This is a genomic window from Rhizobium sp. BK619, from assembly GCF_014195245.1.
GTDB classification, from domain to species: Bacteria; Pseudomonadota; Alphaproteobacteria; order Rhizobiales; family Rhizobiaceae; genus Rhizobium; species Rhizobium acidisoli.
In genome coordinates, this window is record NZ_JACIBH010000006.1 from 216,655 (window position 1) to 237,390 (window position 20,736).

The following is a 20,736-nucleotide window of genomic DNA, read 5'->3' on the forward strand; positions in this document are numbered from 1 at the left end:
CCATGGCCTATGAAATCAACCAGACTCTCCCGAGAAGCTTCGGCCGCCTAAAGAGCAGTGAAAGCACGACTTCCACTCTCGGCTCCCATCTGCGCAGGCTGCTCGCATCGTTTTTGCCGCGCTATGGCCTGCTCCTCGCCTTCCTCGCGTTCTGGCAGGTATCGAGCACTGAAGGCTGGATCAATCCGGCCATCTTTCCGCCCTTGAACGTGATCCTGTCGGCTCTTTGGACCAACCTTGCCAACGGCGCGCTGCTGGACGACATCGCCATCAGCCTGCAGCGAGCCGGAACCGCCTTCGCCTTTGCCGTCGTGATCGGCATTCCGCTCGGCCTGTTCATGGGCCAGGTGCGTGCGGTCGAGCAGGCGCTCGATCCGATCTTGCAGCTCTTCCGGCAAACCTCGGCGCTGGCGCTCTACCCGATCTTCATCCTGCTGCTCGGCCTCGGGGAAACCTCTAAAATCTTCGTGATTTTCTGGGCGACGCTGTTTCCAGTGCTGCTCGCGACCATCGGCGGCGTCAAGGAGGTGGACCAGAAGCTTATCGAGATGGCGCGAACCTACGGCGCGGGACCTTTGACCGTCTTCCGCCGCGTCATTCTGCCGGCATCTGTCCCTGCAATCTTCGTCGGCCTGCGTCTCTCGGCCACGACCGCGCTGCTCCTGTTGATTGCCGCCGAGATGATCGGCGCCAACAAGGGCATCGGCTTCCAGGTGATGAACGCCCAGTACAATTTCCAGATCCCGTTGATGTTTGCGGCGATCCTTCTGCTCGCCTTTCTTGGGCTTGCGGCCAATGCCTTGCTCGTTCTCCTGCAGCGCCGTCTCTGCCGCTGGTCTCAGCCGAGCCGCTAACCTGCTTCCGCCCATTTTCCTCTTCCGAAAGGGACACGTCATGACATTCCATCCCCGCAACCTCCTCCTGCCGGCCGTCATCGCGCTCGGCCTTGCCACGCCGGCCGCAGCCGCCGACACGGTTAAGCTGCGTTATCTCGCCAGCCAGGGCGGTCTTGCCGCCCACGAGCTCGCCGACGAGCTCGGCTACTTCAAGGATACCGGCATCACGTTCGAAAATGTCGGTTATGCCCAGGGCGGGCCGGCCTCTCTGATCGCTCTGGCATCCGGTGATGTCGAGATCGGCAGTGCGGCCACCTCCGCCGTGCTGAATTCGATCATCGGCGGCAATGACTTCGTCGCCGCCTATCCGTCGAACGGAATCAATGACGAGGTGCAGTCGACCTTCTACGTGCTGGAAGACAGCCCGATCAAAAGCATCAAGGATATTGCCGGCAAGAGCATCGCGGTCAATACACTCGGTGCGCATCTCGACTATACCATCCGCGAGGCCTTGCATTCCGCCGGCCTGCCGAGCGACTCCGCCAATCAGGTCGTCGTTCCCGGGCCGCAGCTCGAACAGGTGCTGCGCTCCAAGCAGGTCGATATCGCCGCCTTCGGCTATTGGCAGACGACGTTCGAAGGTGCGGCGCTCAAGAACGGCGGCCTGCGCGCAGTTTTTGACGATACCGACGTGCTCGGCGACATTGCCGGCGGCTTTGTAGTCCTGCGCCGCGATTTCATTCAGCAGCATCCGGAAGCTGCCAAGATTTTCGTCGAGCAATCGGCCCGCGCCCTCGATTATGCCCGCGAACATCCTGAGGAAACCAAGAAGATCCTGGCCAAGGCGCTCAGCGAGCGCGGCGAGAACCCGGATATCGCCCAGTATTTCCGCGGCTACGGCGTGCGCGCCGGCGGCCTGCCGGTCGAGCGCGATATCCAGTTCTGGATCGACGTCCTGGTTCGCGAGGGCAAGCTGAAGCAAGGCCAGCTGGCGGCCAAGGATATCATCTTTGCCGCCGACGCCAAGCCGGCAAGCAACTGAGGAACCGTGATGAGCCTCGCCCAGGACATTCGCCGCGGAGAGGTGACGATCCGTCACCTCTCGAAATCCTACACGCTGAACGGCAACCATCTGCAGGTTCTGAAAGATATCAATCTCCATATCCGCTCGGGTGAAAGCCTCGCCATCGTCGGCGCCAGCGGTTCGGGCAAGACCACCCTGCTCAGGGTTCTGGCCGGCCTTGAGGAGTCCGATACCGGCGAGGTGCTGGTCGACGGCAAGGCAATCCGCGGTGTCGGCGCCGAGCGCGCCGTCATCTTCCAGGAGCCACGTCTTCTTCCCTGGCTTGATGTGCTCGACAATGTCGCCTTCGGACTGGAAACAAGGGGCCTGTCGCGCGAGCAGGCGAGGGGGCGGGCACGCCACTATGTCAAGCTCGTCGGCCTGCAGCAGTTCGAGGCGGCCTATCCCCGCCAGCTCTCCGGCGGCATGGCGCAACGCGTCGGCATCGCCCGGGCGCTTGCCGTCCAGCCGGAAATCCTGCTGCTCGACGAGCCGCTCGGCGCGCTCGACGCTATGACCAAGATCGGCATGCAGCAGGAACTCGCCCGAATCTGGCGCGATGAAGATGTGACGACCATTCTCGTCACCCACGATCTCGAGGAAGCGATCTACCTTGCCGACCGGATCCTGATCCTGCCGCGGGAAAAGGGAGCCGAACCGCGCCTGATCGACATCGATCTGCCGCGCCCGCGCGATCGAAGCGCACCGGAATTCGTCCGGCATCGTGAAGAGCTGCTGAACCTGTTCGGACTGCATTAACGGTGTCCAGACGTAAACACGCGCCGCATGGGACCTGACTCATGCGACGCGCGGCAGTTGCGGCAGCGATGCGGAAGAACCGCAGAACGTTACTGCAACTTGCTCCTCGGACCAGCAGCGAAATACGGCCGCCGATCCAGTTCCGCCGACCGGTAGGAACTGCGCAGCCGCAGCAGATCTTTGCGGGCGATCAGGCCGCATAGTTTGCCGGAAGCCGGATCGACGATCGGAATGCGGCCATCGCCGGTCGACAGCATCAGGTCGGCGATGAAGGCGACGGTATCATCAGGATGCCCGACGGGAACGGAGCCGTCCGCCACGTTTTCGCCGAGCGTCTGGACGGCGAGATCCGCTTTCCCCTGCCAGAGCAGGGCATCCGCGCGCGAAACGATGCCGGCCAGCCTGCCTGAAGCATCGACCACCGGATAGATCCGATGGGTTTTCTCTTGGGAGGCGAAGAAATCGCAGGCGTCTCCGACCGTCATGGTGACCGGAAGCGTGTCGACATCGCCGATCATGATCTCCCTTGCCCGGGAGAGTTCGAACGGATCGACGCCATATTCGCGGGTGATGTGCTGGCCGCGGCGCGCGATCTTCTCGGTGAGGATCGAGCGGCGCAGCAGCAGGACCGTCACGGCATAGGCCACGACCGTTGCGGCGAGCAGCGGAACGAGCGTGCCGATGTCGCCGGTGATCTCCATTGCAAAGAAGGTGCCGGTGAGCGGCGCCCGCATGGTTCCGCCCATCATCGCCGCCATTCCGAGCAGCGCCCAAAAGCCCGGATCGTTGCCCGGCATGACGAGGCCGACCAGCCATCCGAGAGCGCCGCCGAAAATGAGCAGCGGAGCCAGCACGCCGCCCGATGTGCCCGACGACAAGGCAAACAGCCAGATGACGGTCTTCACCAGCAGGATCGACATGACAGCCGGTGCGAGCAGCCGGTTGTTGAGCAAGCCGTCGATGATGTCGTAGCCGACGCCCATCGCCCGCGGTTCGATCAGGCCGCCGAGGCCGATGACGATACCGCCGAGCATCGGCCACCACATCCAGTGGATCGGCAGCGCCTCGAACAGATCCTCGATCCGATAGAGCAGCGTCGTCAGCAATCCCGATTGCAGCCCCGATATGATGCCCATCGCCGCGCAGGCGAAGATCCCCCACCAGGGCAAATCAACCTGGAAATGGGTCGGGAACAGCGGGCCTGTGCCGAAGAGCAGCGGACGCCAGCAGATCGACACGCAGGCGGCAACGGCGACGGGAATGAAGCTGCGCGGCTTCCATTCGAACAACAGGAGTTCAACCGCCAGCATGACCGCGGCGATCGGCGAGCCGAAGATCGCCGTCATGCCCGCGGCGGCACCCGCGACGAGCAGCGTCTTCCGCTCGGCCGCACTCATGTGGAAGAACTGCGCGAAGAGCGATCCGATCGCCCCGCCCGTCATGATGATCGGCCCTTCGGCGCCGAACGGGCCGCCGGTTCCGATCGAGATTGCCGAGGACAGCGGCTTTAGGACCGCGACCTTCGGCGACATCCGGCTGCCGCCGATCAGAATGGCTTCGATCGCCTCGGGGATGCCGTGGCCGCGGATCTTCTCCGACCCGAAGCGGGCCATCAGGCCGATGACCAGCCCGCCGAGCGGCGGCACCAGCACCACCCACAGCGAGCGCGGCACGGCGGCGAGAGAAGCGGGCTGAATGCCGATCTGCCCGAACCAGATGACATTGGTCACAAGCGCGATCAGGCTGACGAGGCACCAGGCCGCAAAGGCGCCGGCAGTGCCGACGATGATGGACATCCCGACCAGCAGGAGAACCCGCCTGTCGGTGGTGAAATCGCCGGCCTCGCGCCGGGAAAGACCGCCGGTGAAATCATGCGGCCGGTTGCTGGGTTGATGCTGCGCCATGGAAGCCTCTGCTACGCGGAATTGCTATGCTTGAGTGGCGTCATTATATCGTGATACGATATAAATCAATGGACGAAAGCAAGAAGGCGAAAATGTCTCGGACGATGCCTCCCTTGACCGGCCGGCGGCTGCCCATCTATTCGAGACCGGCAATAGCGCGCACACGGATCGTCTCCTGCGAACCGAGCGGCAGAGGAGAATGAGTGTGAAGAAAATCCCGCCGCCGCTCAGGCAGGAAGATTACGAGGCGCTCGCCGACCTCAGGTTCGCGCTTCGCCAGTTCATGGACTTCAGCGCCTCTGCCGCCCAGTCGGAAGGACTGCCCGTGCAGCAGCATCAGGCGCTGCTGGCGATCAAGGGGCAACGCAGCGGCGAAGCGATGACCATCGGCATGCTGGCCGAGCGGCTGATCATCGCGCCGCACACGGCGACCGAACTCGTCGGACGGCTGTCGGATGCCGGCTTGGTCGAACGCCATGCCGATCCGGCCGACAGGCGCCGCCAGACGCTCCTGCTGACCGGGAAGGCCGACGAGCTTCTGACGCGGCTGAGCGCCGTCCATCTTTCGGAAATCAGGGTGATGGCGCCGAAGCTGATCGAGCTTCTGCTCGAACTCCAGAAGACGGCGCCGAAAGCGGAGTGAACGAAGCCGCGCTGCGGCTTATCGTGAAAGCGTCTTGCCGAGACGATGGATATGGGCGGCGCCGATGCCGCAGCAGCCGCCGATGATCGTCGCGCCGGCTTCGGCCCAAGAGCAGGCAAAACGCGAATAGGCATCGTCGTTCAAATCGTCGCGGGTGTCGTGCAGGCCTTCATTGGCGGCCGAGGCGCCCTGTTGCCCTTCGAAGGCGTTGGCATAAACCCCGATTTCGATCCGAGCGTCCGCCTGACGGAACACGCGCGCCGCCGTCTCGACGGCGCCGCGCATGACTTCGGGCTTGCTGCAGTTGAACAGGAAGGCTTCGGCACCTGACGAGACCGCCCAGGAGGCAGCCGTCTCGACACTCTCGCCCGAGCGAAGCTTCGCTTCGCCGCTTTCGATGTCTGCCTCGTCATCCGCCAATGTGAAGGAGACCCAGAACGGTTTGCCGGTTGCTGCCACCGCCTCGCGGACGGCCTCACCCTCGGCGATCAGGCTCAGCGTCTCGCCGAGCCATATGTCGACGAAGGGCGCAAGGTTTTCGACAAGCACCTTCAGATAATCCTGGACCCGCGACGGCTGAAAATTCTGCGGCTCGTAGGAGCCGAAGATCGGCGGCAGCGAACCGGCGACCAGCACCTTGCGATCGGTGATGGAATCGGCCGCCTCGCGCGCCAACCGGCCGGCGAGACGGATCAGCGCCGCCCCCTCCTTCTGGAACCGGTCTTCGCCGATATGGAAGGGCACCAGCGCATAGCTGTTTGTTGTAATGACCTCAGAGCCGGCGGCGATGAATTCCTTATGCACCTCGCGGACGATATCCGGCGAATTGATCAGCGCCAGCGCCGACCATTCCGGCTGTTTCAATTCGGCGCCGAGCCGCAGCAGCTCGCGGCTCATGCCACCATCGAGGATTCGTGTCGTGCTCATCAAGGGTCTCCATTCAGGCTGCCGCGCCGTTACCGGCGGCGGGCTTTTCATAAAAAACGGGGTGAGGTGCGCGTCGATACGCGCCGGGGTTCATGGCCGGTCCCTTCTCCCGGCTAGCGCCGCACCGGCACCTGCGCTTCGAGACCTCGAAAGACGCGGGCGATGACTGCGGTCAAAGCGAGATAGAAGAGGGTGACGACGAGCAGCGGTTCGTAGACCAGCAGCGTGTCCTGGCGGACCTTGTTGGCCACGGCATAGAGATCCATCACCGTCACCGTGAAGGCGAGCGGCGTCGCTTTCAACTGCATGACGATCTCGCCGGCAATGGTCGGCAGGGCGATGCGGATGGCGCGCGGCAACCAGATGCGCCGGGTCAGCTTCCAGGGCGACAGGCCGAAGGCCCGGCCGGCTTCGAGCTCGCCCTTGGGCACGGCAAGCAGGGCGCCGCGCAAGACCTCCGCCTCGTAAGCCGCATAGTTCAGCGTAAAGCTGACGGCGGCGAAGAAGAAGCCTTCGCGCAGGATCGGCCAGAACAGGCTCTGCCGGATGCCGGGAACCATGGGCAGGAGCGAGCCGACGCCGTAATAGAGAAGCCATAGCTGGATCAGCAGCGGCGTGCCGCGGAAAAAGGTGCAGTAGCCGCGGGCAAGCAGCCGGGTCAGCCTGCCGCCGCTGACCTGCGCGAAGGCGAGACCGATGGCGATGACGAAGCCGAACACTACGGAGATGACCAGCAGCGCTACCGTCTGCCAGGCGCCGGTCAGAAGAAGCGGCCAGTAGGAAGAGATCCAGGTGAAACTCATGGGGCGCTTTCTTCAGGCAAGGCGCGGCTGTCCCCGCCGCACCCGTCCCTCGATCAGTTTGAAGGCGACGTTGGAAACGAGCGTGATGGCGAGGTAGAGGAGGGCCGAAGCCAGGAAAAACACGAAGTAGTGTTTGGTGCTCGCCCCGGCGAGGCGGGTGGCAAGCGCCAGTTCCTGGTAGCCGACGACCGCCACCAGCGCGCTGTCCTTGGTGACCGACATCCACAGATTGGCAAGCCCCGGCAGCGCGTTCGGCAAAAGCGCCGGCAGCAGCACACGGCGGAACCGCAGCATCGGTCCCATGCCGAAGGCCTTGGCCGCCTCGATCTGGCCGACGGGAATGGCGCGGATCGCGCCGCGCAGCACCTCCGTCATATAGGCGCCCTGCACGAAGCCGAGCACGGCAACGGCGGCGACGAAGCCGTTGACGTTGACCGGCGGCAGCTCCAATGCCGCGAGGAGCCGATTGAGGCCGTCGGTGCCTGCATAATAGAGCCCGACGATCAGGATCAGCTCGGGAACCGCGCGAATGACAGTGGTGTAGAGATCGAGCAGCAGCCGGAGCAGGCGATTGCCGGAAAGCTTTCCCAGCGCTCCACCGGTGCCGAGCAGAAGTCCGACCGCGAAGGCGCAGGCCGAGATGGCGACCGTGGAAACCGCACCTGCCAGAAGAACGCCGCCCCATCCCGGAGGATAGGGAGACAGCAGGTCGAGAATGCCTTGTTGTGCGGTCGCCATCGGGATTGCTTACTTCGCGCCGTAAATGTCGAAGTCGAAGTATTTCTTGGTGATGGCGTCATACTGGCCGTTGGCGCGAACCGCAGCGATTGCCGCATTCAGCTTGGCTTTCAGTTCCGTGTCTTCCTTGCGCAGACCACCCGAAACGCCGGCTCCGAGAATTTCCTTGTCGTCGGCGACATCTCCCATCTTGGCGCAGCAATCCTTGCCGCCGTCGCTTTTCAGGAACGCGTCGAGCGCCAGCGAATCGCCGAAGACGTAGTCGATACGGCCGGAGGCCAGATCCTGGAAAGCCTCGTCGAGCGTCTGGTAGGTCTTCTCCTCGGCAGCATTGGCAAAATACTTCTTGTAATATTCAGACTGGATCGTCGACACCTGGATGCCGATGGTCTTGCCCTTCACGTCTTCGGCAGTGGCGCCCGGCTTCTGGTCCTTGGGGCCGATCAGGGTGCTCGGCGTGTTGTAGTATTTGTCGGTAAAGTCGATCACCTTCGAGCGTTCTGCCGTGTTCGACATCGACGACCAGATCACGTCGAACTTCTTGCTCTGGAGAGCCGGAATGAGACCATCCCAGGAAATGTCGACGATCGAGCATTTCTCCTTCATCTCCGTGCAGACGGCGTTCATGAAGTCGATTTCCCATCCGTGCCACTCACCCGAGGCGTCCTTGGCAAAGAAGGGAGGATAGGATTCGTTCATGACGCCGAAGCGGACTTCGGCCTGCGCGGTGACCGCGGAAAGCGCAAGTGCGGCGCCGGCAAAAAGCATGGGGAGCAGTTTCATTCGCAGGATTCTCCTGGTTCGTGTGTCGATGATGGCTGGTGTGGATCAATGGGCGCTGAGACGGGTGAATTCCCGGCAGCGGGCGCTGACCGGCACCCCGAAAACCTGTTCCGGCGGCCCTTCCTCCTCGATCCGTCCCTGATGCAGAAAGAGGACGCGGCTCGAAACATCCCGGGCGAAGCGCATTTCATGGGTGACGATCAGCATGGTCCGGCCTTCTTCCGCGAGATCGCGGATAACTTTCAGCACCTCGCCGACCAGCTCCGGATCGAGCGCCGATGTCGGCTCGTCGAACAGCATGACGGCCGGATCGACGCAGAGCGCCCTGGCAATGGCCGCGCGCTGCTGCTGGCCGCCGGAGAGGAAGGCGGGATAGGCGTCGCGCTTGTCGAACAGCCCGACCTTGTGGAGCAGGGCTTCGGCCTTTTCGATCGCCTCGCGCTTGGACATGCCCATGACGTGCACCGGCGCCTCGATGACGTTTTCCAGCACGGTGCGATGAGCCCAGAGATTGAAGCTCTGAAAGACCATGCCGAGCCCCGTCCGCAGCCGCTCGATCTGCCGCCAGCTTTGCGGCTGCAGCCGCCCGCCGCGACCGGCTTTCAGCACGACGTCCTCGCCGTTGACGGCAATGCGGCCGCGATCCGGCGTTTCCAGGAAATTGATGCATCTGAGAAACGTGCTTTTGCCGGAGCCTGACGAGCCGATGATCGAAATCACATCCGACTTGTGGGCCTCCGTCGAGATACCCTTGAGAACCTGTTGCGAGCCGAAGCTTTTATGGAGATCTTCGACGCGAAGAGCAGGAAAGGGCTGATCCGACATGCAGGGGTCCGGCTGAACTGAGTTTGCGAAGGATAATGATAAAACAACGCGGTTTTTTCGCGCAATTATCACCTATTTTGCATATTATGCGCAAAATAATCTTCCTCGCGCATCGAATGCGGCGAAATCTATGAAATGCCATAAGTGGAATTGGACTGGACAATGGAACAGCTGGATCGTTTTGACCGTGACATTCTCGATATCGTTCAGCGCGACTGCCAGCTGAAGGCCGAAACGATCGCCGAACGGATCGGACTGTCGGTCTCGGCCGTACAGCGGCGGTTGAAACGCCTGCGCGAGGAGGGAATCATCAAGGCGGAGGTCGCCGTCGTCGACCGGAAGGCGACGGGGACATCGATGGTGTTCATCGTCGGCATGGAGATCGAGCGGGACAATTACGACGCGCTGGCGAAATTCCGCGTCTGGGCGGAGAAGCAGGATCATATCCAGCAGGTCTATTACGTCACCGGCGCGGTCGATCTGATCGCTATCGTCACCGCCCGCGACGTCGAGCATTATGACGACATCGCCGCCCTGATCATGGCAGACAATCCGCAAATCCGCCGCATGCACACCAATGTCGTGCTGCGCGACGTCAAGCTCGGCCTGTTCGTGCCGCTGGAATAGCGATCATCCTGTCTCAGCGGCAAGCGACTGGACTCATATAGGACAAAGGGCATAATTCCGGGCGAAAATTCTCGGGAGGACGAGCCTTGACGTTACGACACCAGATCATCGCATTGGCGATCGTCCCGCTCGTCATTTCGATCCTTGCGATCACCACCTTCATCACCTGGCAATCGGCAAATCTCGCCAAGAACAGCATCGATACCTTCGAGCAGAACATGCTGAAGACCAAGGAAGCCGAGATCCTCAATCTGACCAATCTTGCCCTCTCCGCCATCCAGACAATCTATGACAAGGCCGGGGCCGACGACGAAGCCGCCAAGCAGCAGGTGGCTGAGATTCTGACCTCGCTCGACTACGGCAAGGACGGATATTTCTTCGTCTACGATTACGACGGCAACAATATCGTCCATCCGCGCCAGAGTTTCCGGCATGGGCACAATTGGCTCGATCTGACCGATCCCGATGGCGACAAGGTCATTGCCGAACTGATCGCCACGGCACGGGCGGGCGGCGGCCTGCATCAGTACAAATGGCAGAAACCCTCGACCGGGCAGATCGCCGACAAGCTCTCCTTCGTCGTCAGCCTCGACAAATGGCACTGGGTGGTGGGAACCGGCGTCTACCTGGATGACGTCTTTGCCCAGAGTGCGACCGCCAACAAGGTGATGCGCGCCAACATCAGACGGACCTTCGTCATCGTCGCGCTGATCGCCGTGCCCTCGGTGCTCGTCGTGTTCACCACCTGCATGCTGCTGACCTTCCACGAGCGTCGCATGGCCGACGGCCGGCTCAAGGCACTGACACAGCGGGTCATCGACACCCAGGAAGAGGAGCGCACGCGGCTGGCGCGCGAGCTGCATGACGGCATCTCCCAAACTCTTCTCGGCGTGCGTTATGCAATGGACCTCGCCGGCCGCAAAGTCAGGACCAATGTCGACGAGGCTGCACTGACCATCGAGCGCGGCGTCGAAGCGTTGAACGGCGCCATCAAGGAAATCCGGCTGCTCTCGCATGATCTGCGGCCCCGCGTGCTCGACGATCTCGGCCTGAAGGCCGCGCTCGAAGCGCTCTGTCACCATTTTGCCGAGCGGACGGGGATCGAGACGGAAATCGACGCTTCGGCGTTCACCGACACGTTGAAAGCCGAGGCCAACACCGCGCTTTATCGCGTTGCGCAGGAAGCCTTCAACAATGTCGAGCGACACGCAGGCGCCTCGAAGCTTTCGGTCAAGCTCTGGAGCGACAACGGCCGCGCCCGCATGACGATATCCGACAATGGCACCGGCTTCGACGGCAGCAGGGACGGCGCATCCGGCAGGTCGGGCCTCGGCCTGCGCAATATGCAGGAGCGCATAGCCCACTTCCGCGGCCTGCTGCTGATCAACAGCAGCGAGGCCGGCACGACGCTGACGGCGATGATGCCGAGATCGGCCAATCTTGCCGCCGGCAGGCAGGCGGAAGCCGCATGACGGAACGACCCAAAATTAGGGTGCTCTTGATCGACAACCATCCGCTGGTGCTGGACGGGCTGAAAGCCGTGCTCGAAACCTTCGACCATATCGAGGTCGCTGGCACAGCCGGCCTCGCGCAGACCGGCCTCGACATTGCCCGGCAGATCCGGCCGCAGGTGGTGCTCATGGACATCAACATGCCGAAGCTCAGCGGCATCGATGCGATCGAATTGTTTCGGAACGAATTTCCTGAGATCCGCGTCGTGATGCTCTCCATGCATGACAGCCGCGAGTATATTTCCTCCTCGGTCATGCATGGCGCCGCAGGCTACGTCCTCAAGGACGTTTCGACGGACGAGATCGTCGCGGCCATCGAAACCGTCGCCGGCGGCGGCACCTATTTTTCCTCCGGCGTCTTCGATGCGCTGATGGGCGAACGCGTGGAGGAGGGGAGCGATCCCTTGACGCCGCGCGAGCGTGACATTCTCGGGCTGATCGTTGCCGGCAGGAGCAACCGCGAGATCGCGGAAGTGCTCGGGATAAGCTCCGCCACCGCCGAAACCCATCGCAAAAACCTCAAGAAGAAGCTCGGCATCGCCACGACGGCTGGCCTCATCCGCTATGCCCTCGACCACGGCATCGCCTCGAGTGTCGGGGGAAATTCGCGCCTACCCACTTCTGGGTAGACCCCGGTATTTCGCCTCTGCGCCCATCTTGTGGGGATAAAACCAACGCCCTAGGACTCCAGTCACGGCTGGCCAAGCGCCAAGCCGTTGGGAGGAATTCACATGCGTTACATAAGCTTCCGATCCGCCGGAAAAGCTCGAGCGACCCGAACCGGGCCTGCTACCGCCGCCGGCTGACAGACCTGCCTTCCACGCCCGACAACTGGAACATGGCGACCGCTATTGCGGCGCCTGAAAGGTATTCCGACATGGAAAAACCACGTAGCAAGGCAGCGCTCTGGCTGCTGATCATCCCGTATATAGGTCTGCTCTGGCCGGCATTTTACAATCTCCGCGAGCCGTCGCTTTTCGGCTTCCCCTTCTTCTACTGGTATCAGCTTCTCTGGGTGCCGATCACGGCGACGCTGACCTGGATTGCTTATCGGAGCGTGCGCCATGACGACTGACATCAACGGCACGGCGCTTGCCGTCTTCATCTTCTTTTTCGTTCTCGTCACGGTCATGGGCTTCGTCGCCAGCCGCTGGCGCAAGCCCGAGACGCTCGCCCATATCGATGAATGGGGTCTCGGCGGCCGCAACTTCGGCACCTGGATCACCTGGTTCCTCGTCGGCGGCGATTTCTATACCGCCTATACCGTGATCGCCGTCCCGGCGCTGGTCTATACGGTCGGCGCCTACGGCTTCTTCGCGCTGCCCTATACGATCGTCGTCTATCCCTTCGTCTTCATGGTCATGCCGGTTCTGTGGAAACGCGCCAAGGATTTCGGCTATGTGACGGCCGCCGACGTCGTCCACGGCCAATACGGATCGCGCGGTCTCGAACTCGCGGTCGCAGCAACGGGCGTCATCGCCACCATGCCTTACATCGCCCTACAGCTCGTCGGCATGACGGCGGTCCTGAAGGCGCTCGGTCTGCATGGCGAACTGCCGCTGGCGATCGCCTTCATCGTGCTGGCGCTCTACACCTACTCGGCAGGCCTGCGCGCCCCGGCGCTGATCGCCTTCGTCAAGGACATCATGATCTATATCGTGGTGATCGCGGCTGTCGCCCTCATCCCCTCGAAGCTCGGCGGCTACGCCAATGTCTTCGCCTCGGCCGATGCGGCCTTCCAGGCCAAGGGCTCCGGCAACCTGCTGCTCGGCGGCAATCAGTATGTCGCCTATGCCACGCTCGCTCTTGGGTCGGCCCTTGCGGCCTTCATGTATCCGCATACGCTGACCGGCATCTTTGCCTCCAACAGCGGCAAGACGATCCGCAAGAATGCGATCATGCTGCCCGCCTATACGCTGCTGCTCGGCCTTCTGGCGCTGCTCGGCTATATGGGCCATGCCGCCAATCTGAAGCTCGACAGCGCCAATGACGTCGTTCCGACCCTGTTCAAGACGCTGTTTTCGGGCTGGTTCTCCGGCTTCGCCTTTGCGGCGATCGCCATCGGCGCGCTGGTGCCAGCGGCGGTGATGAGCATTGGTGCCGCCAATCTCTTCACCCGCAATTTCTGGAAGGCCTATGTCGATCCCAAGGTCAGCGATGCGGGTGAAGCCAAGGTCGCGAAGGTGACGTCGCTGGTGGTGAAGGTGGGGGCATTGCTTGTCATCATCTTCCTGCCGACGCAGTTCGCACTCGACCTGCAGCTGCTCGGCGGCATCTGGATCCTGCAGACGCTCCCAGCTCTGGTCTTCGGCCTTTACACCAACTGGTTCCGTGCACCCGCTCTGCTCGCCGGCTGGATCGTCGGCTTCTGCGGCGGCACATTCCTTGTCTGGGATGCCGGCTGGAAGCCGCTGCATATGATCAGCCTCGGCGGCGAGCCCTTCACCGTCTACACCGGACTGCTGGCGCTTGCGGCAAACATCGCGGTCGCAGTCGTGCTCAATGCCCTGCTTCCGGCCAAGGTTCCGGCCCGGGCGTGAGTCCAATCAAAGCAAAGGGCGGCAAACGCCGCCCTTTGCAATTTGCTTTCCAGCAGAAGCTGGCGAGAAATCAATCCGATTTAGAACTCTTCCCAATCGCCGGCCAATGCTGCGTTCCCCTGGGCCGCATTTCCCTGGCCCGCGCTTCGCTGAAACGACCTGCCTACCTTGGCAATCATCTGGCGCGCCGGCGAGGACACAGGTTGAGCATGTTGTGCCGCGGCAGCGGGCTGCGATGCGCGCTTCGATGCCACCGCACCCCCGATGCTGAACTGGCCTAAGAGCTGGAACAGCGCGTCGGCTTCCTTGGCGAGATTATGGGCGGCGGCTGTCGCTTCTTCCACCATGGCGGCGTTCTGCTGCGTGCCCTGATCCATCCTGTTGACAGCGGTGTTGATCTCCTTCAGCCCCGTTGCCTGCTCCTGCGAAGCACCGACGATAGCGCCGACATTGCCGTCGACCTGCTGCACCTGTGCGACGATCTCTTCCAAGGCTTTTCCGGTCTCGCCGACCAAGGCGACGCCGTTTTTCACATGACCATTCGAAGCGTTGATCAGCTCCTTGATTTCCTTCGCAGCCTTGGCCGAACGTTGCGCCAATTCGCGCACCTCCTGGGCAACGACGGCAAAGCCCTTGCCCGCTTCACCGGCGCGGGCGGCTTCGACGCCGGCATTCAGCGCCAGCAGGTTGGTCTGGAAGGCGATTTCATCGATGACACCGATGATGCTTCCGATTTCGGTGGCGGAGGATTCGATCTTGCCCATGGCATCGACCGCGCCCCGGACGACGCTGCCCGAACGCTCCGCGCTGTCCTTCGTCTTGCGAACGAGCTGCCCTGCTTCCTGGGCCTTGTTGCTCGAGTCGGCGACGGTGGTGGTGATCTCTTCAAGCGCAGCGGCGGTTTCCTCAACGGATGCGGCCTGCTGTTCGGTCCGCTTGGCGAGATCGTCCGAGGAAGATCGGATCTCCTGTGCGCCGGCGGCGATGGCACTGGCGTTCTGGGCAACCTTCTGCATGGCGGCGCGGAGCTTTTCGACCGCGGTATTGAAGTCGGCTCTGAGCTTTTCCAGGGAGGGGATGAACGGCGTATCGATCTGCTGCGTGAGGTCGCCGTTTGCCAGCGCCTGCAATGCTTCGCCAAGCTGGCCGACAGCGCGGTCGGTTTGCTCGGCAAGAGTGCGGCGTTCGTCTGCATCCTGCTCGAGCCGATGCCGTTCCGCGACAGCCCGCTTGGCTTCCGTGTCGGCTTCCCGCTCCGCCTTTGCCGAAATGGCGTCACGCAGGCCGGCGACGGCGCGCGCAAGCTTGCCGATCTCATCGCCGCGCGCTTCGAGGCGACGGTCGCCGTCGAGATTGCCTTCCGCCATCGCCTTCAGCGAAAGCTGCAGTTTTGCCAGCGGGCCAACGATCGTACGCGCGGTAATCGCAGCCGCAATGATCGAAAGAAGAGCCGCGATACCCAACGCCGTCAGCACCAACGGCTTGAAGCCGCTTGCCGTGCTGCGAACCTCGCCCCCGATCGATTTGTTCAGTGCTTCCTGATAGTCGATGAATTTGTTGATGGCGCCCAGCCAGGAAACGAAGGCCGGCCTTGCCTGTTCGAGCAGGATCTTGCGAGCTGCCTCGCCATCGCCCTTCTCTTGCAACGCAATGATCTGGGCGACCAGGGGATTGGTTTTCGCCTGGATGTCGGCGATCTCGCTCAGAATGGTCTTTTCCTGATCCGTGGCACCCGCCGGCGACGCAACCATCTCCGCCATGCGTTTTTCGTTTTCGGCGTAGGAGGCGGCGAGCTTTTCGATCAATGCCTCGGCCGTCTTGCGTTCATCGGCGGAGGTCACCAGGGTCACGTCGCGAATGGCGATCGCCCGATCGTGCACGCTGCCGCGATAGTTGATGGCAAAGCGCTGTTTGACGCTGTTGACGTCGTTGATCGTCCCGAGATTGTTGTTGATCTCCGCGACCTGCCCTGTCGAGTAGATGCTGAGGCCCGCCATCAGCAGGATCAGAAAGCTGAAACCAAGGGCGAGACGCATCGCGATCCCGAAACTCTTAATGCTGTTCATTCGCGCGCTCCATCGTGTCGGCGAGGTTTAAAGGTGTCTGGACCAGGATCTGTCCCCGAATGCGTCGCCGGGCACCACTGCGCACGTCGCATCTAGAGCCGGGCGAGCGTCAGGGTAACAAGTCGATTTCATGCGGGATTTCGGGATACCTGGCCGGCCATCATGGCGTAGGTGACGATCCTCAGAACGTCGCTCCGATATGCTTAAAAATAGGAGGAGATATTTTAGAGAGTGTAAACGAAGCCGACCGAGCATCATTATGCTGCGCTTTTTGGACATTTTGTCGTATTTTTGGTCCTAATGACACCAACGCCCGCGCCGGAATAGAGTACACTAAGTTGTTGGTTTGAATTGGCACACATTTCTTGTTGCAAACGGTCCGTTTAAATCCGCCTGCCAGCATCGATGTTCAGCGATGAAGTTCGCCGTTAAGCGCAACTCTTTGAGAATTGTTAGAAGTTCTCGCAGACTATGCGGTACGGATAAGGAATAGGGCAGAGGTGGCACAGCAGGCTTCTTCCACGTCAAGGCGCGATCGGAACCTGGCAGCGAGCTGGCAGGAACTGCTGGACAGTGCCGTGCGCCTGGACTGGGAATGCCGCACCGGCGAAGCGCTCGAGGCTGCAGAAGCGGCTTATGAAGCTGCCCTCGAGGCGGGCGATGTTGCCGGAGCCTTGCGCGCCTCGCATCGGCTTGCGCTCATCCATTTCAACAAGGAGACCTTGGCTGAAGGTCTGAAGATCTGCCTTCGCGCCGAAACCTGGCTGCGATATTGCCAGGATCAAGCTGCGATCATTTCCCTTCAGTCGGTCCATGGCGGCATTCTCGTGGCGCTCGGCGATCTGGAAACCGGCTTCGCGCTGTTGATCGACTGCCAGAAACGCACCAAATCCTGCCCGGATCCGTTGGCCAACTGGCGCGCGCGCACCGCCTATGCAGTGGCACTGTTCGATTCGAACGACTTCGACCGCGCCGCCGAGGCGGCGGCCGAGAGCCTTAATTATGCGGAGACGAGCGGTCTGGCCAAGAGCTCCGTGCTGATCGCCCGCTCGATTGCCAGCCGCATGGCGGCGCGCGCGCTCGGCGAACATCGGTTGGCACGAAAGGAGATCGACGCTCTCCTGCTTGCCCGCACTGAGGAGCAGCTGCAGTCGATCTTGATCGAGGCCCAGGCGGAGAAGCTGAGCTACGAGATTGCCGAATGCCATTGTTATCTCGGGCTTCTGGCCTGGACGCGCGGCGAAGACACGGCGGCGGCTGGCCGCTATGTCGCGGCCATTGCCGCCTGTCAGGTCGCGCAGGACGAGGTGCTCGAGGCGGAGACCTCCTATTGGTACGCCTATCTTCTGGCCAGCCAGGGCGCTTTCGATGAAGCGCAGTCGCTGCTTGCCGGCGTCGAGGCGATGGAGCAGGTTCTGGCCGTGCCGCGCATGAAGCTGCGCCATTTCGACATGCGCTTCCGGATTGCCGAAATGGCCGGCGACTGGCGGGCGGCCTTCGACCATCACAGGATCTATCACGAGCTGGTGGTCGAGGATTATCGGCGGCTTGCCTCGGCGCGCGCCTATACGATGAAGCTTGCGCTCGATCTGGAGACCATGCGCCGCAAGGAAGACAGCGCCCGTCTGGAGCGCGAGCGCCTGCTGGAGGAAAATCTGCGGCTTGCCGCCGAACAGCGCGAGGCGGTGCTGGCATCGCGCACCGATCCGCTGACCGGCCTCGGCAATCGCCGCGAATTGCAGCTCCGGTGCAGGGACTGGGCTGATACCGGCGTCACCCACGCGGCCCTGATGCTGTGCGACATCGACCATTTCAAACGCATCAACGACGTCTTTTCCCATTCGATCGGTGATGTCGTCCTTGCCCGCGTTGCCGACTTGCTGGGCGATGCGAGGGCGGAAGGCGGTCTGGCTATCCGCATGGGCGGCGAGGAATTCCTGCTTCTGCTTCCCGGCACGCGAGCCGCGGACGCCTTTGCCGCTGCCGAACGGCTGCGCCTACGGGTGCAGGACCATGATTGGTCCGAGGTCGCTCCGAAGCTCGAGGTCGCCTGTTCCATCGGCCTGGCGGATTGGTCCTTGGCCGAGAGCCTCGAAGCGGCGCTGCAGGTGGCCGATGCAAACCTCTACGCCGCCAAGAATGCCGGCCGCAACCGGTGCGTGGCGCCGGCGAGCTGACACCTTCGCACAGCGGTCGTCAGTCGCGCAGCAGCGGCAAAAGCTGATCGCCCTGCCGCTTGATCTCGGAGAGATAGGGCGTGTCGGACAACACGAAATGCGTGACCCCGAGATCCTGATATTTGCGCAGCGACCGCGCCACATCCGCCGCCGAACCGACCAGCCAGGTGGTGCCGGCGCCGCCGCCGCCGAATTTGCCCGGCGCTGTATAGAGATTGTCGTCGAGAACATCGCCGCGCTCGTAAAGAGCCAGCAGCCGCTGCTGGCCGACGGCAAGCACACGCTGATGATCGTGCCAGCCGGTGCCGTTGTTTTTCGCCATCTCGGCGACCTTCGCCTCGGCGTCGGCCCAGGCCTGTTCCGTCGTGTCGCGGACCAGCGTCGTTATTCGCAGCCCGAATTCCAGCGGCGGGAGGTCGCGGTCGAGCGCCCGGCTCAGCCCCTTGAGCCGTCCGATCCGCTCGCGGACGCCCTCGAGCGGCTCGCCCCAGAAAAGTTGGACATCGGCCTCGGTGGCCGCCACCCGTTCGGCCGCTTCCGAGGCGCCGCCGAAATAGAATTTGGGATGCCGGCGGTTGCCGCGAACCTCGATGCGCGGCACCACGGTGGATTCGGCGACCCGGAAATGGTCGCCTGCAGAGGTGACGTTTTCTTCGGTCCACAGCCTGCGGACCAGCCGCATGAACTCCTTGGTCCTGTCATAACGATGCGCCTGGTCGCCTTCGCTATCGCCATAGGCGGGCAGGTTGTCCTTGCCCGAGACGATGTTGATCCGCACCCGGCCGCCCGTCAGATGGTCGAGCGTCGCCGCCGCGGAGGCGAAGTTCGCCGGCCGCCAATAGCCCGGACGGATCGCAATCAGCGGCTCGAAGGTGGTGGTCCGCGCGGCGAGCGAGGCCGCGACGGTGAAGGTGTCGGGACGGCCCCAGCCGGTGCCGATAAGCGCGCCCTTCCAACCATGCTCCTCCAGCGCTCTCGCGTGGCTGGTCAGCGTTTCCAGGCTGTTGTGGTTGCCGACGGCGGAATCGCCGCGATGGCCGGGCCTGACGTCGTTCGGGATATACCAGAGAAATTCGGAATGATTGCTCATGCGATGCTGCGGTTCTGTGCGGTTGGAAAGGGGACCAAAGGAAAATCCAGCCGAGAGATCATACGGCCGCCTGCACGTCCTGCTCCCGAAGCGTAAAGCCGTTCGGCGGGCGCCCGAGACCGAGATTCTCCCGCAGCGTCGTGCCTTCATATTCGTGGCGGAACAGGCCGCGTTTGCGCAGGATCGGCACGACCTGATCGACGAAATCGGTGAGAGCCGTGGGCAGGATCGGCGGCATGATGTTGAAGGCGTCGGCGGCGCCATTCTCGAACCAGAGTTGCATCGCATCGGCAATCTGCTCGGGCGTTCCGACGACGGTGCGATGGCCGCGCGCGGTAGCGACCGCCAGATAGAATTGGCGCAGTGTCAGATGATTGCGCGAGACCAGGTCGGAAACCAGCTTGAGGCGGCTTTTGTTGAGTTCGGTATCACCCGGCAGGGGAGGGGCGGGATCATCAAGCGAATAGCCGGAAAGATCGACGCCCTTATAGTGGCGGGCAAGGATGTTCCAGGCGATGGAAGGGTGAACGAGGGACTGGATATAGTCGTAATTCGCCTGGGCTTCCGCTTCGGTTCCGCCGAGAACGGGGAATATGCCGGGACTGATCAACAGGTCGTCCGGCCGCCGCCCGTAGCGGGCAAGCCGCCCCTTGACGTCGGAATAGAATTCCTGGGCATCGTCGAGCGTCTGATTGGCGGTAAAGATCATCTCGGCGGTGCGGGCGGCAAGTTCGCGTCCCGGTTCCGATGCGCCGGCCTGCACGATGACGGGATAGCCCTGAACGGGGCGGCCGACATTGAGCGGACCCGCCACCGAGAAGAACTTGCCCTTGTGATTGACGAGATGCACCTTGTCGGGATCGAGATAGACCCCGCTTTCCTTGTCGCGGATAAACGCATCGTCCTCATAGGAATCCCACAACCCCTTCACCAGATCGACGAATTCCTCGGCCCGCTCATAACGATCGGCATGGGCGGGATGGCCTGCGATCGAAAAGTTCTTCGAAACGTCGGCGCCCGTCGTGACGACGTTCCATGCCGCACGCCCCTTGGAGATATAATCCAGCGAGGCAAATCTGCGGGCGAGAAGATAGGGGTCCTCATAGGTCGTCGATGCCGTGGCGACGAAGCCGATATGTTCGGTCACCTGGGAGAGGGCGGCCCAAAGGGTCAGCGGCTCGAAATGAGTGCCCTGGGCGGTGCGGCGAAACGCCTCCAGGTCCTTGGCGCGCTCCCATCCCGCGGGGCTGTCGGCGACGAAGACGAGATCGAATTTCCCGCGTTCGGCGGTCTGTGCAAGCTCCCGGTAGTGATCGATATTGAGGCCGGCGTCGGCCTGCGCATCCGGATGACGCCAGGCGGCGATATGATGGCCGGTCGCCATAATGAATGCGCCGAGCCGCATTTGCCTTTTCGATGTGCTCATTGGCTTTTCCCCAATTCA

At 62.4% G+C, this 20,736-nt stretch carries 19 protein-coding genes; 10 read left to right on the forward strand and 9 right to left on the reverse strand.

The window, feature by feature from the left end; genetic code table 11:
* Positions 1-2 precede the first annotated feature (2 nt).
* Genes FHX14_RS13375 through FHX14_RS13385 form a run of 3 tightly spaced genes read left to right on the forward strand, consistent with a single transcriptional unit; the run spans position 3 to position 2,658 of the window.
* On the forward strand, positions 3-854 hold the full coding sequence (locus FHX14_RS13375; RefSeq protein WP_184377431.1) for an ABC transporter permease: 852 nt from the start codon (positions 3-5) through the stop codon (positions 852-854).
* 40 nt (positions 855-894) lie between these two features.
* A complete protein-coding gene (locus tag FHX14_RS13380) occupies positions 895-1,878 on the forward strand; it encodes an ABC transporter substrate-binding protein (protein WP_184377432.1) in 984 nt (327 codons plus the stop codon).
* 9 nt (positions 1,879-1,887) lie between these two features.
* Complete coding sequence (locus tag FHX14_RS13385) at positions 1,888-2,658, forward strand: ABC transporter ATP-binding protein (protein ID WP_184377433.1); 771 nt, start codon at positions 1,888-1,890, stop codon at positions 2,656-2,658.
* A gap of 89 nt (positions 2,659-2,747) precedes the next feature.
* On the opposite strand, the gene FHX14_RS13390 is transcribed toward FHX14_RS13385, so the two are convergent.
* Positions 2,748-4,562: a chloride channel protein gene (locus FHX14_RS13390; protein ID WP_184377434.1), complete on the reverse strand. Its 1,815-nt coding sequence runs from the start codon at positions 4,560-4,562 to the stop codon at positions 2,748-2,750.
* 205 nt (positions 4,563-4,767) lie between these two features.
* On the opposite strand from FHX14_RS13390, the gene FHX14_RS13395 reads away from it, so the two are divergent.
* Positions 4,768-5,205 carry a helix-turn-helix domain-containing protein gene (locus FHX14_RS13395; RefSeq protein WP_184377585.1) on the forward strand — a complete coding sequence of 146 codons (438 nt, stop codon included), beginning with the start codon at positions 4,768-4,770 and terminating at the stop codon, positions 5,203-5,205.
* Between the two features lie 18 nt (positions 5,206-5,223).
* Here the strand turns inward: FHX14_RS13395 and FHX14_RS13400 are convergent, their stop codons facing one another.
* The 5 genes from FHX14_RS13400 to FHX14_RS13420 all read right to left on the reverse strand — a co-directional run bounded on the left by FHX14_RS13400 (position 5,224) and on the right by FHX14_RS13420 (position 9,281).
* Entirely contained in the window at positions 5,224-6,132 is a 909-nt protein-coding gene (locus FHX14_RS13400) for a homocysteine S-methyltransferase family protein (protein ID WP_184377435.1), read from the reverse strand.
* A gap of 113 nt (positions 6,133-6,245) precedes the next feature.
* Entirely contained in the window at positions 6,246-6,935 is a 690-nt protein-coding gene (locus FHX14_RS13405) for an ABC transporter permease (protein WP_184377436.1), read from the reverse strand.
* Positions 6,936-6,947: 12 nt separating this feature from the next.
* Complete coding sequence (locus FHX14_RS13410; protein ID WP_184377437.1) at positions 6,948-7,673, reverse strand: ABC transporter permease subunit; 726 nt, start codon at positions 7,671-7,673, stop codon at positions 6,948-6,950.
* Positions 7,674-7,682: 9 nt separating this feature from the next.
* Complete coding sequence (locus tag FHX14_RS13415) at positions 7,683-8,456, reverse strand: transporter substrate-binding domain-containing protein (protein ID WP_097626156.1); 774 nt, start codon at positions 8,454-8,456, stop codon at positions 7,683-7,685.
* 45 nt (positions 8,457-8,501) lie between these two features.
* Entirely contained in the window at positions 8,502-9,281 is a 780-nt protein-coding gene (locus tag FHX14_RS13420) for an ATP-binding cassette domain-containing protein (protein ID WP_184377438.1), read from the reverse strand.
* Positions 9,282-9,443: 162 nt separating this feature from the next.
* Here FHX14_RS13420 and FHX14_RS13425 point away from each other — a divergent pair, with 162 nt between their 5' ends.
* The 5 genes from FHX14_RS13425 (at position 9,444) to mctP (ending at position 13,959) form a co-directional block, all read left to right on the forward strand.
* Positions 9,444-9,908, forward strand: coding sequence for an Lrp/AsnC family transcriptional regulator (locus FHX14_RS13425; RefSeq protein WP_010029817.1), 465 nt, complete (start codon positions 9,444-9,446; stop codon positions 9,906-9,908).
* Positions 9,909-9,994: 86 nt separating this feature from the next.
* The gene (locus tag FHX14_RS13430; RefSeq protein WP_184377439.1) at positions 9,995-11,380 is read left to right on the forward strand and encodes a cache domain-containing protein; all 1,386 of its coding nucleotides are present in this window, start codon (positions 9,995-9,997) and stop codon (positions 11,378-11,380) included.
* Positions 11,377-12,048, forward strand: a complete 672-nt coding sequence (locus tag FHX14_RS13435; protein ID WP_184377440.1) for a response regulator transcription factor — start codon at positions 11,377-11,379, stop codon at positions 12,046-12,048. Before FHX14_RS13430 ends, FHX14_RS13435 begins: the two co-directional genes overlap by 4 nt.
* A gap of 248 nt (positions 12,049-12,296) precedes the next feature.
* On the forward strand, positions 12,297-12,494 hold the full coding sequence (locus FHX14_RS13440; protein ID WP_003591841.1) for a DUF3311 domain-containing protein: 198 nt from the start codon (positions 12,297-12,299) through the stop codon (positions 12,492-12,494).
* Positions 12,484-13,959, forward strand: coding sequence for a sodium:solute symporter family monocarboxylate transporter (gene mctP / locus FHX14_RS13445; protein WP_184377441.1), 1,476 nt, complete (start codon positions 12,484-12,486; stop codon positions 13,957-13,959). The genes FHX14_RS13440 and mctP overlap by 11 nt, the downstream gene beginning before the upstream one ends.
* Before the next feature lie 80 nt (positions 13,960-14,039).
* On the opposite strand, the gene FHX14_RS13450 is transcribed toward mctP, so the two are convergent.
* Complete coding sequence (locus FHX14_RS13450) at positions 14,040-16,025, reverse strand: methyl-accepting chemotaxis protein (protein WP_184377442.1); 1,986 nt, start codon at positions 16,023-16,025, stop codon at positions 14,040-14,042.
* A gap of 500 nt (positions 16,026-16,525) precedes the next feature.
* Here FHX14_RS13450 and FHX14_RS13455 point away from each other — a divergent pair, with 500 nt between their 5' ends.
* A complete protein-coding gene (locus tag FHX14_RS13455; protein ID WP_184377443.1) occupies positions 16,526-18,202 on the forward strand; it encodes a GGDEF domain-containing protein in 1,677 nt (558 codons plus the stop codon).
* Positions 18,203-18,221: 19 nt separating this feature from the next.
* Here the strand turns inward: FHX14_RS13455 and FHX14_RS13460 are convergent, their stop codons facing one another.
* Positions 18,222-19,292 carry an LLM class flavin-dependent oxidoreductase gene (locus FHX14_RS13460; RefSeq protein ID WP_184377444.1) on the reverse strand — a complete coding sequence of 357 codons (1,071 nt, stop codon included), beginning with the start codon at positions 19,290-19,292 and terminating at the stop codon, positions 18,222-18,224.
* A gap of 58 nt (positions 19,293-19,350) precedes the next feature.
* Positions 19,351-20,718 carry an LLM class flavin-dependent oxidoreductase gene (locus tag FHX14_RS13465; protein ID WP_012555590.1) on the reverse strand — a complete coding sequence of 456 codons (1,368 nt, stop codon included), beginning with the start codon at positions 20,716-20,718 and terminating at the stop codon, positions 19,351-19,353.
* Between the last annotated feature and the right edge of the window lie 18 nt (positions 20,719-20,736).

Coding starts and splice junctions, on each gene's coding strand:
- FHX14_RS13375 (WP_184377431.1), top strand. CDS start 3: ATGGCCTATGAAATCAACCAGACTCTCCCGAGAAGCTTCGGCCGCCTA.
- FHX14_RS13380 (WP_184377432.1), top strand. CDS start 895: ATGACATTCCATCCCCGCAACCTCCTCCTGCCGGCCGTCATCGCGCTC.
- FHX14_RS13385 (WP_184377433.1), top strand. CDS start 1,888: ATGAGCCTCGCCCAGGACATTCGCCGCGGAGAGGTGACGATCCGTCAC.
- FHX14_RS13390 (WP_184377434.1), bottom strand. CDS start 4,562: ATGGCGCAGCATCAACCCAGCAACCGGCCGCATGATTTCACCGGCGGT.
- FHX14_RS13400 (WP_184377435.1), bottom strand. CDS start 6,132: ATGAGCACGACACGAATCCTCGATGGTGGCATGAGCCGCGAGCTGCTG.
- FHX14_RS13405 (WP_184377436.1), bottom strand. CDS start 6,935: ATGAGTTTCACCTGGATCTCTTCCTACTGGCCGCTTCTTCTGACCGGC.
- FHX14_RS13410 (WP_184377437.1), bottom strand. CDS start 7,673: ATGGCGACCGCACAACAAGGCATTCTCGACCTGCTGTCTCCCTATCCT.
- FHX14_RS13415 (WP_097626156.1), bottom strand. CDS start 8,456: ATGAAACTGCTCCCCATGCTTTTTGCCGGCGCCGCACTTGCGCTTTCC.
- FHX14_RS13420 (WP_184377438.1), bottom strand. CDS start 9,281: ATGTCGGATCAGCCCTTTCCTGCTCTTCGCGTCGAAGATCTCCATAAA.
- FHX14_RS13425 (WP_010029817.1), top strand. CDS start 9,444: ATGGAACAGCTGGATCGTTTTGACCGTGACATTCTCGATATCGTTCAG.
- FHX14_RS13435 (WP_184377440.1), top strand. CDS start 11,377: ATGACGGAACGACCCAAAATTAGGGTGCTCTTGATCGACAACCATCCG.
- FHX14_RS13440 (WP_003591841.1), top strand. CDS start 12,297: ATGGAAAAACCACGTAGCAAGGCAGCGCTCTGGCTGCTGATCATCCCG.
- mctP (WP_184377441.1), top strand. CDS start 12,484: ATGACGACTGACATCAACGGCACGGCGCTTGCCGTCTTCATCTTCTTT.
- FHX14_RS13450 (WP_184377442.1), bottom strand. CDS start 16,025: ATGAACAGCATTAAGAGTTTCGGGATCGCGATGCGTCTCGCCCTTGGT.
- FHX14_RS13460 (WP_184377444.1), bottom strand. CDS start 19,292: ATGAGCAATCATTCCGAATTTCTCTGGTATATCCCGAACGACGTCAGG.
- FHX14_RS13465 (WP_012555590.1), bottom strand. CDS start 20,718: ATGAGCACATCGAAAAGGCAAATGCGGCTCGGCGCATTCATTATGGCG.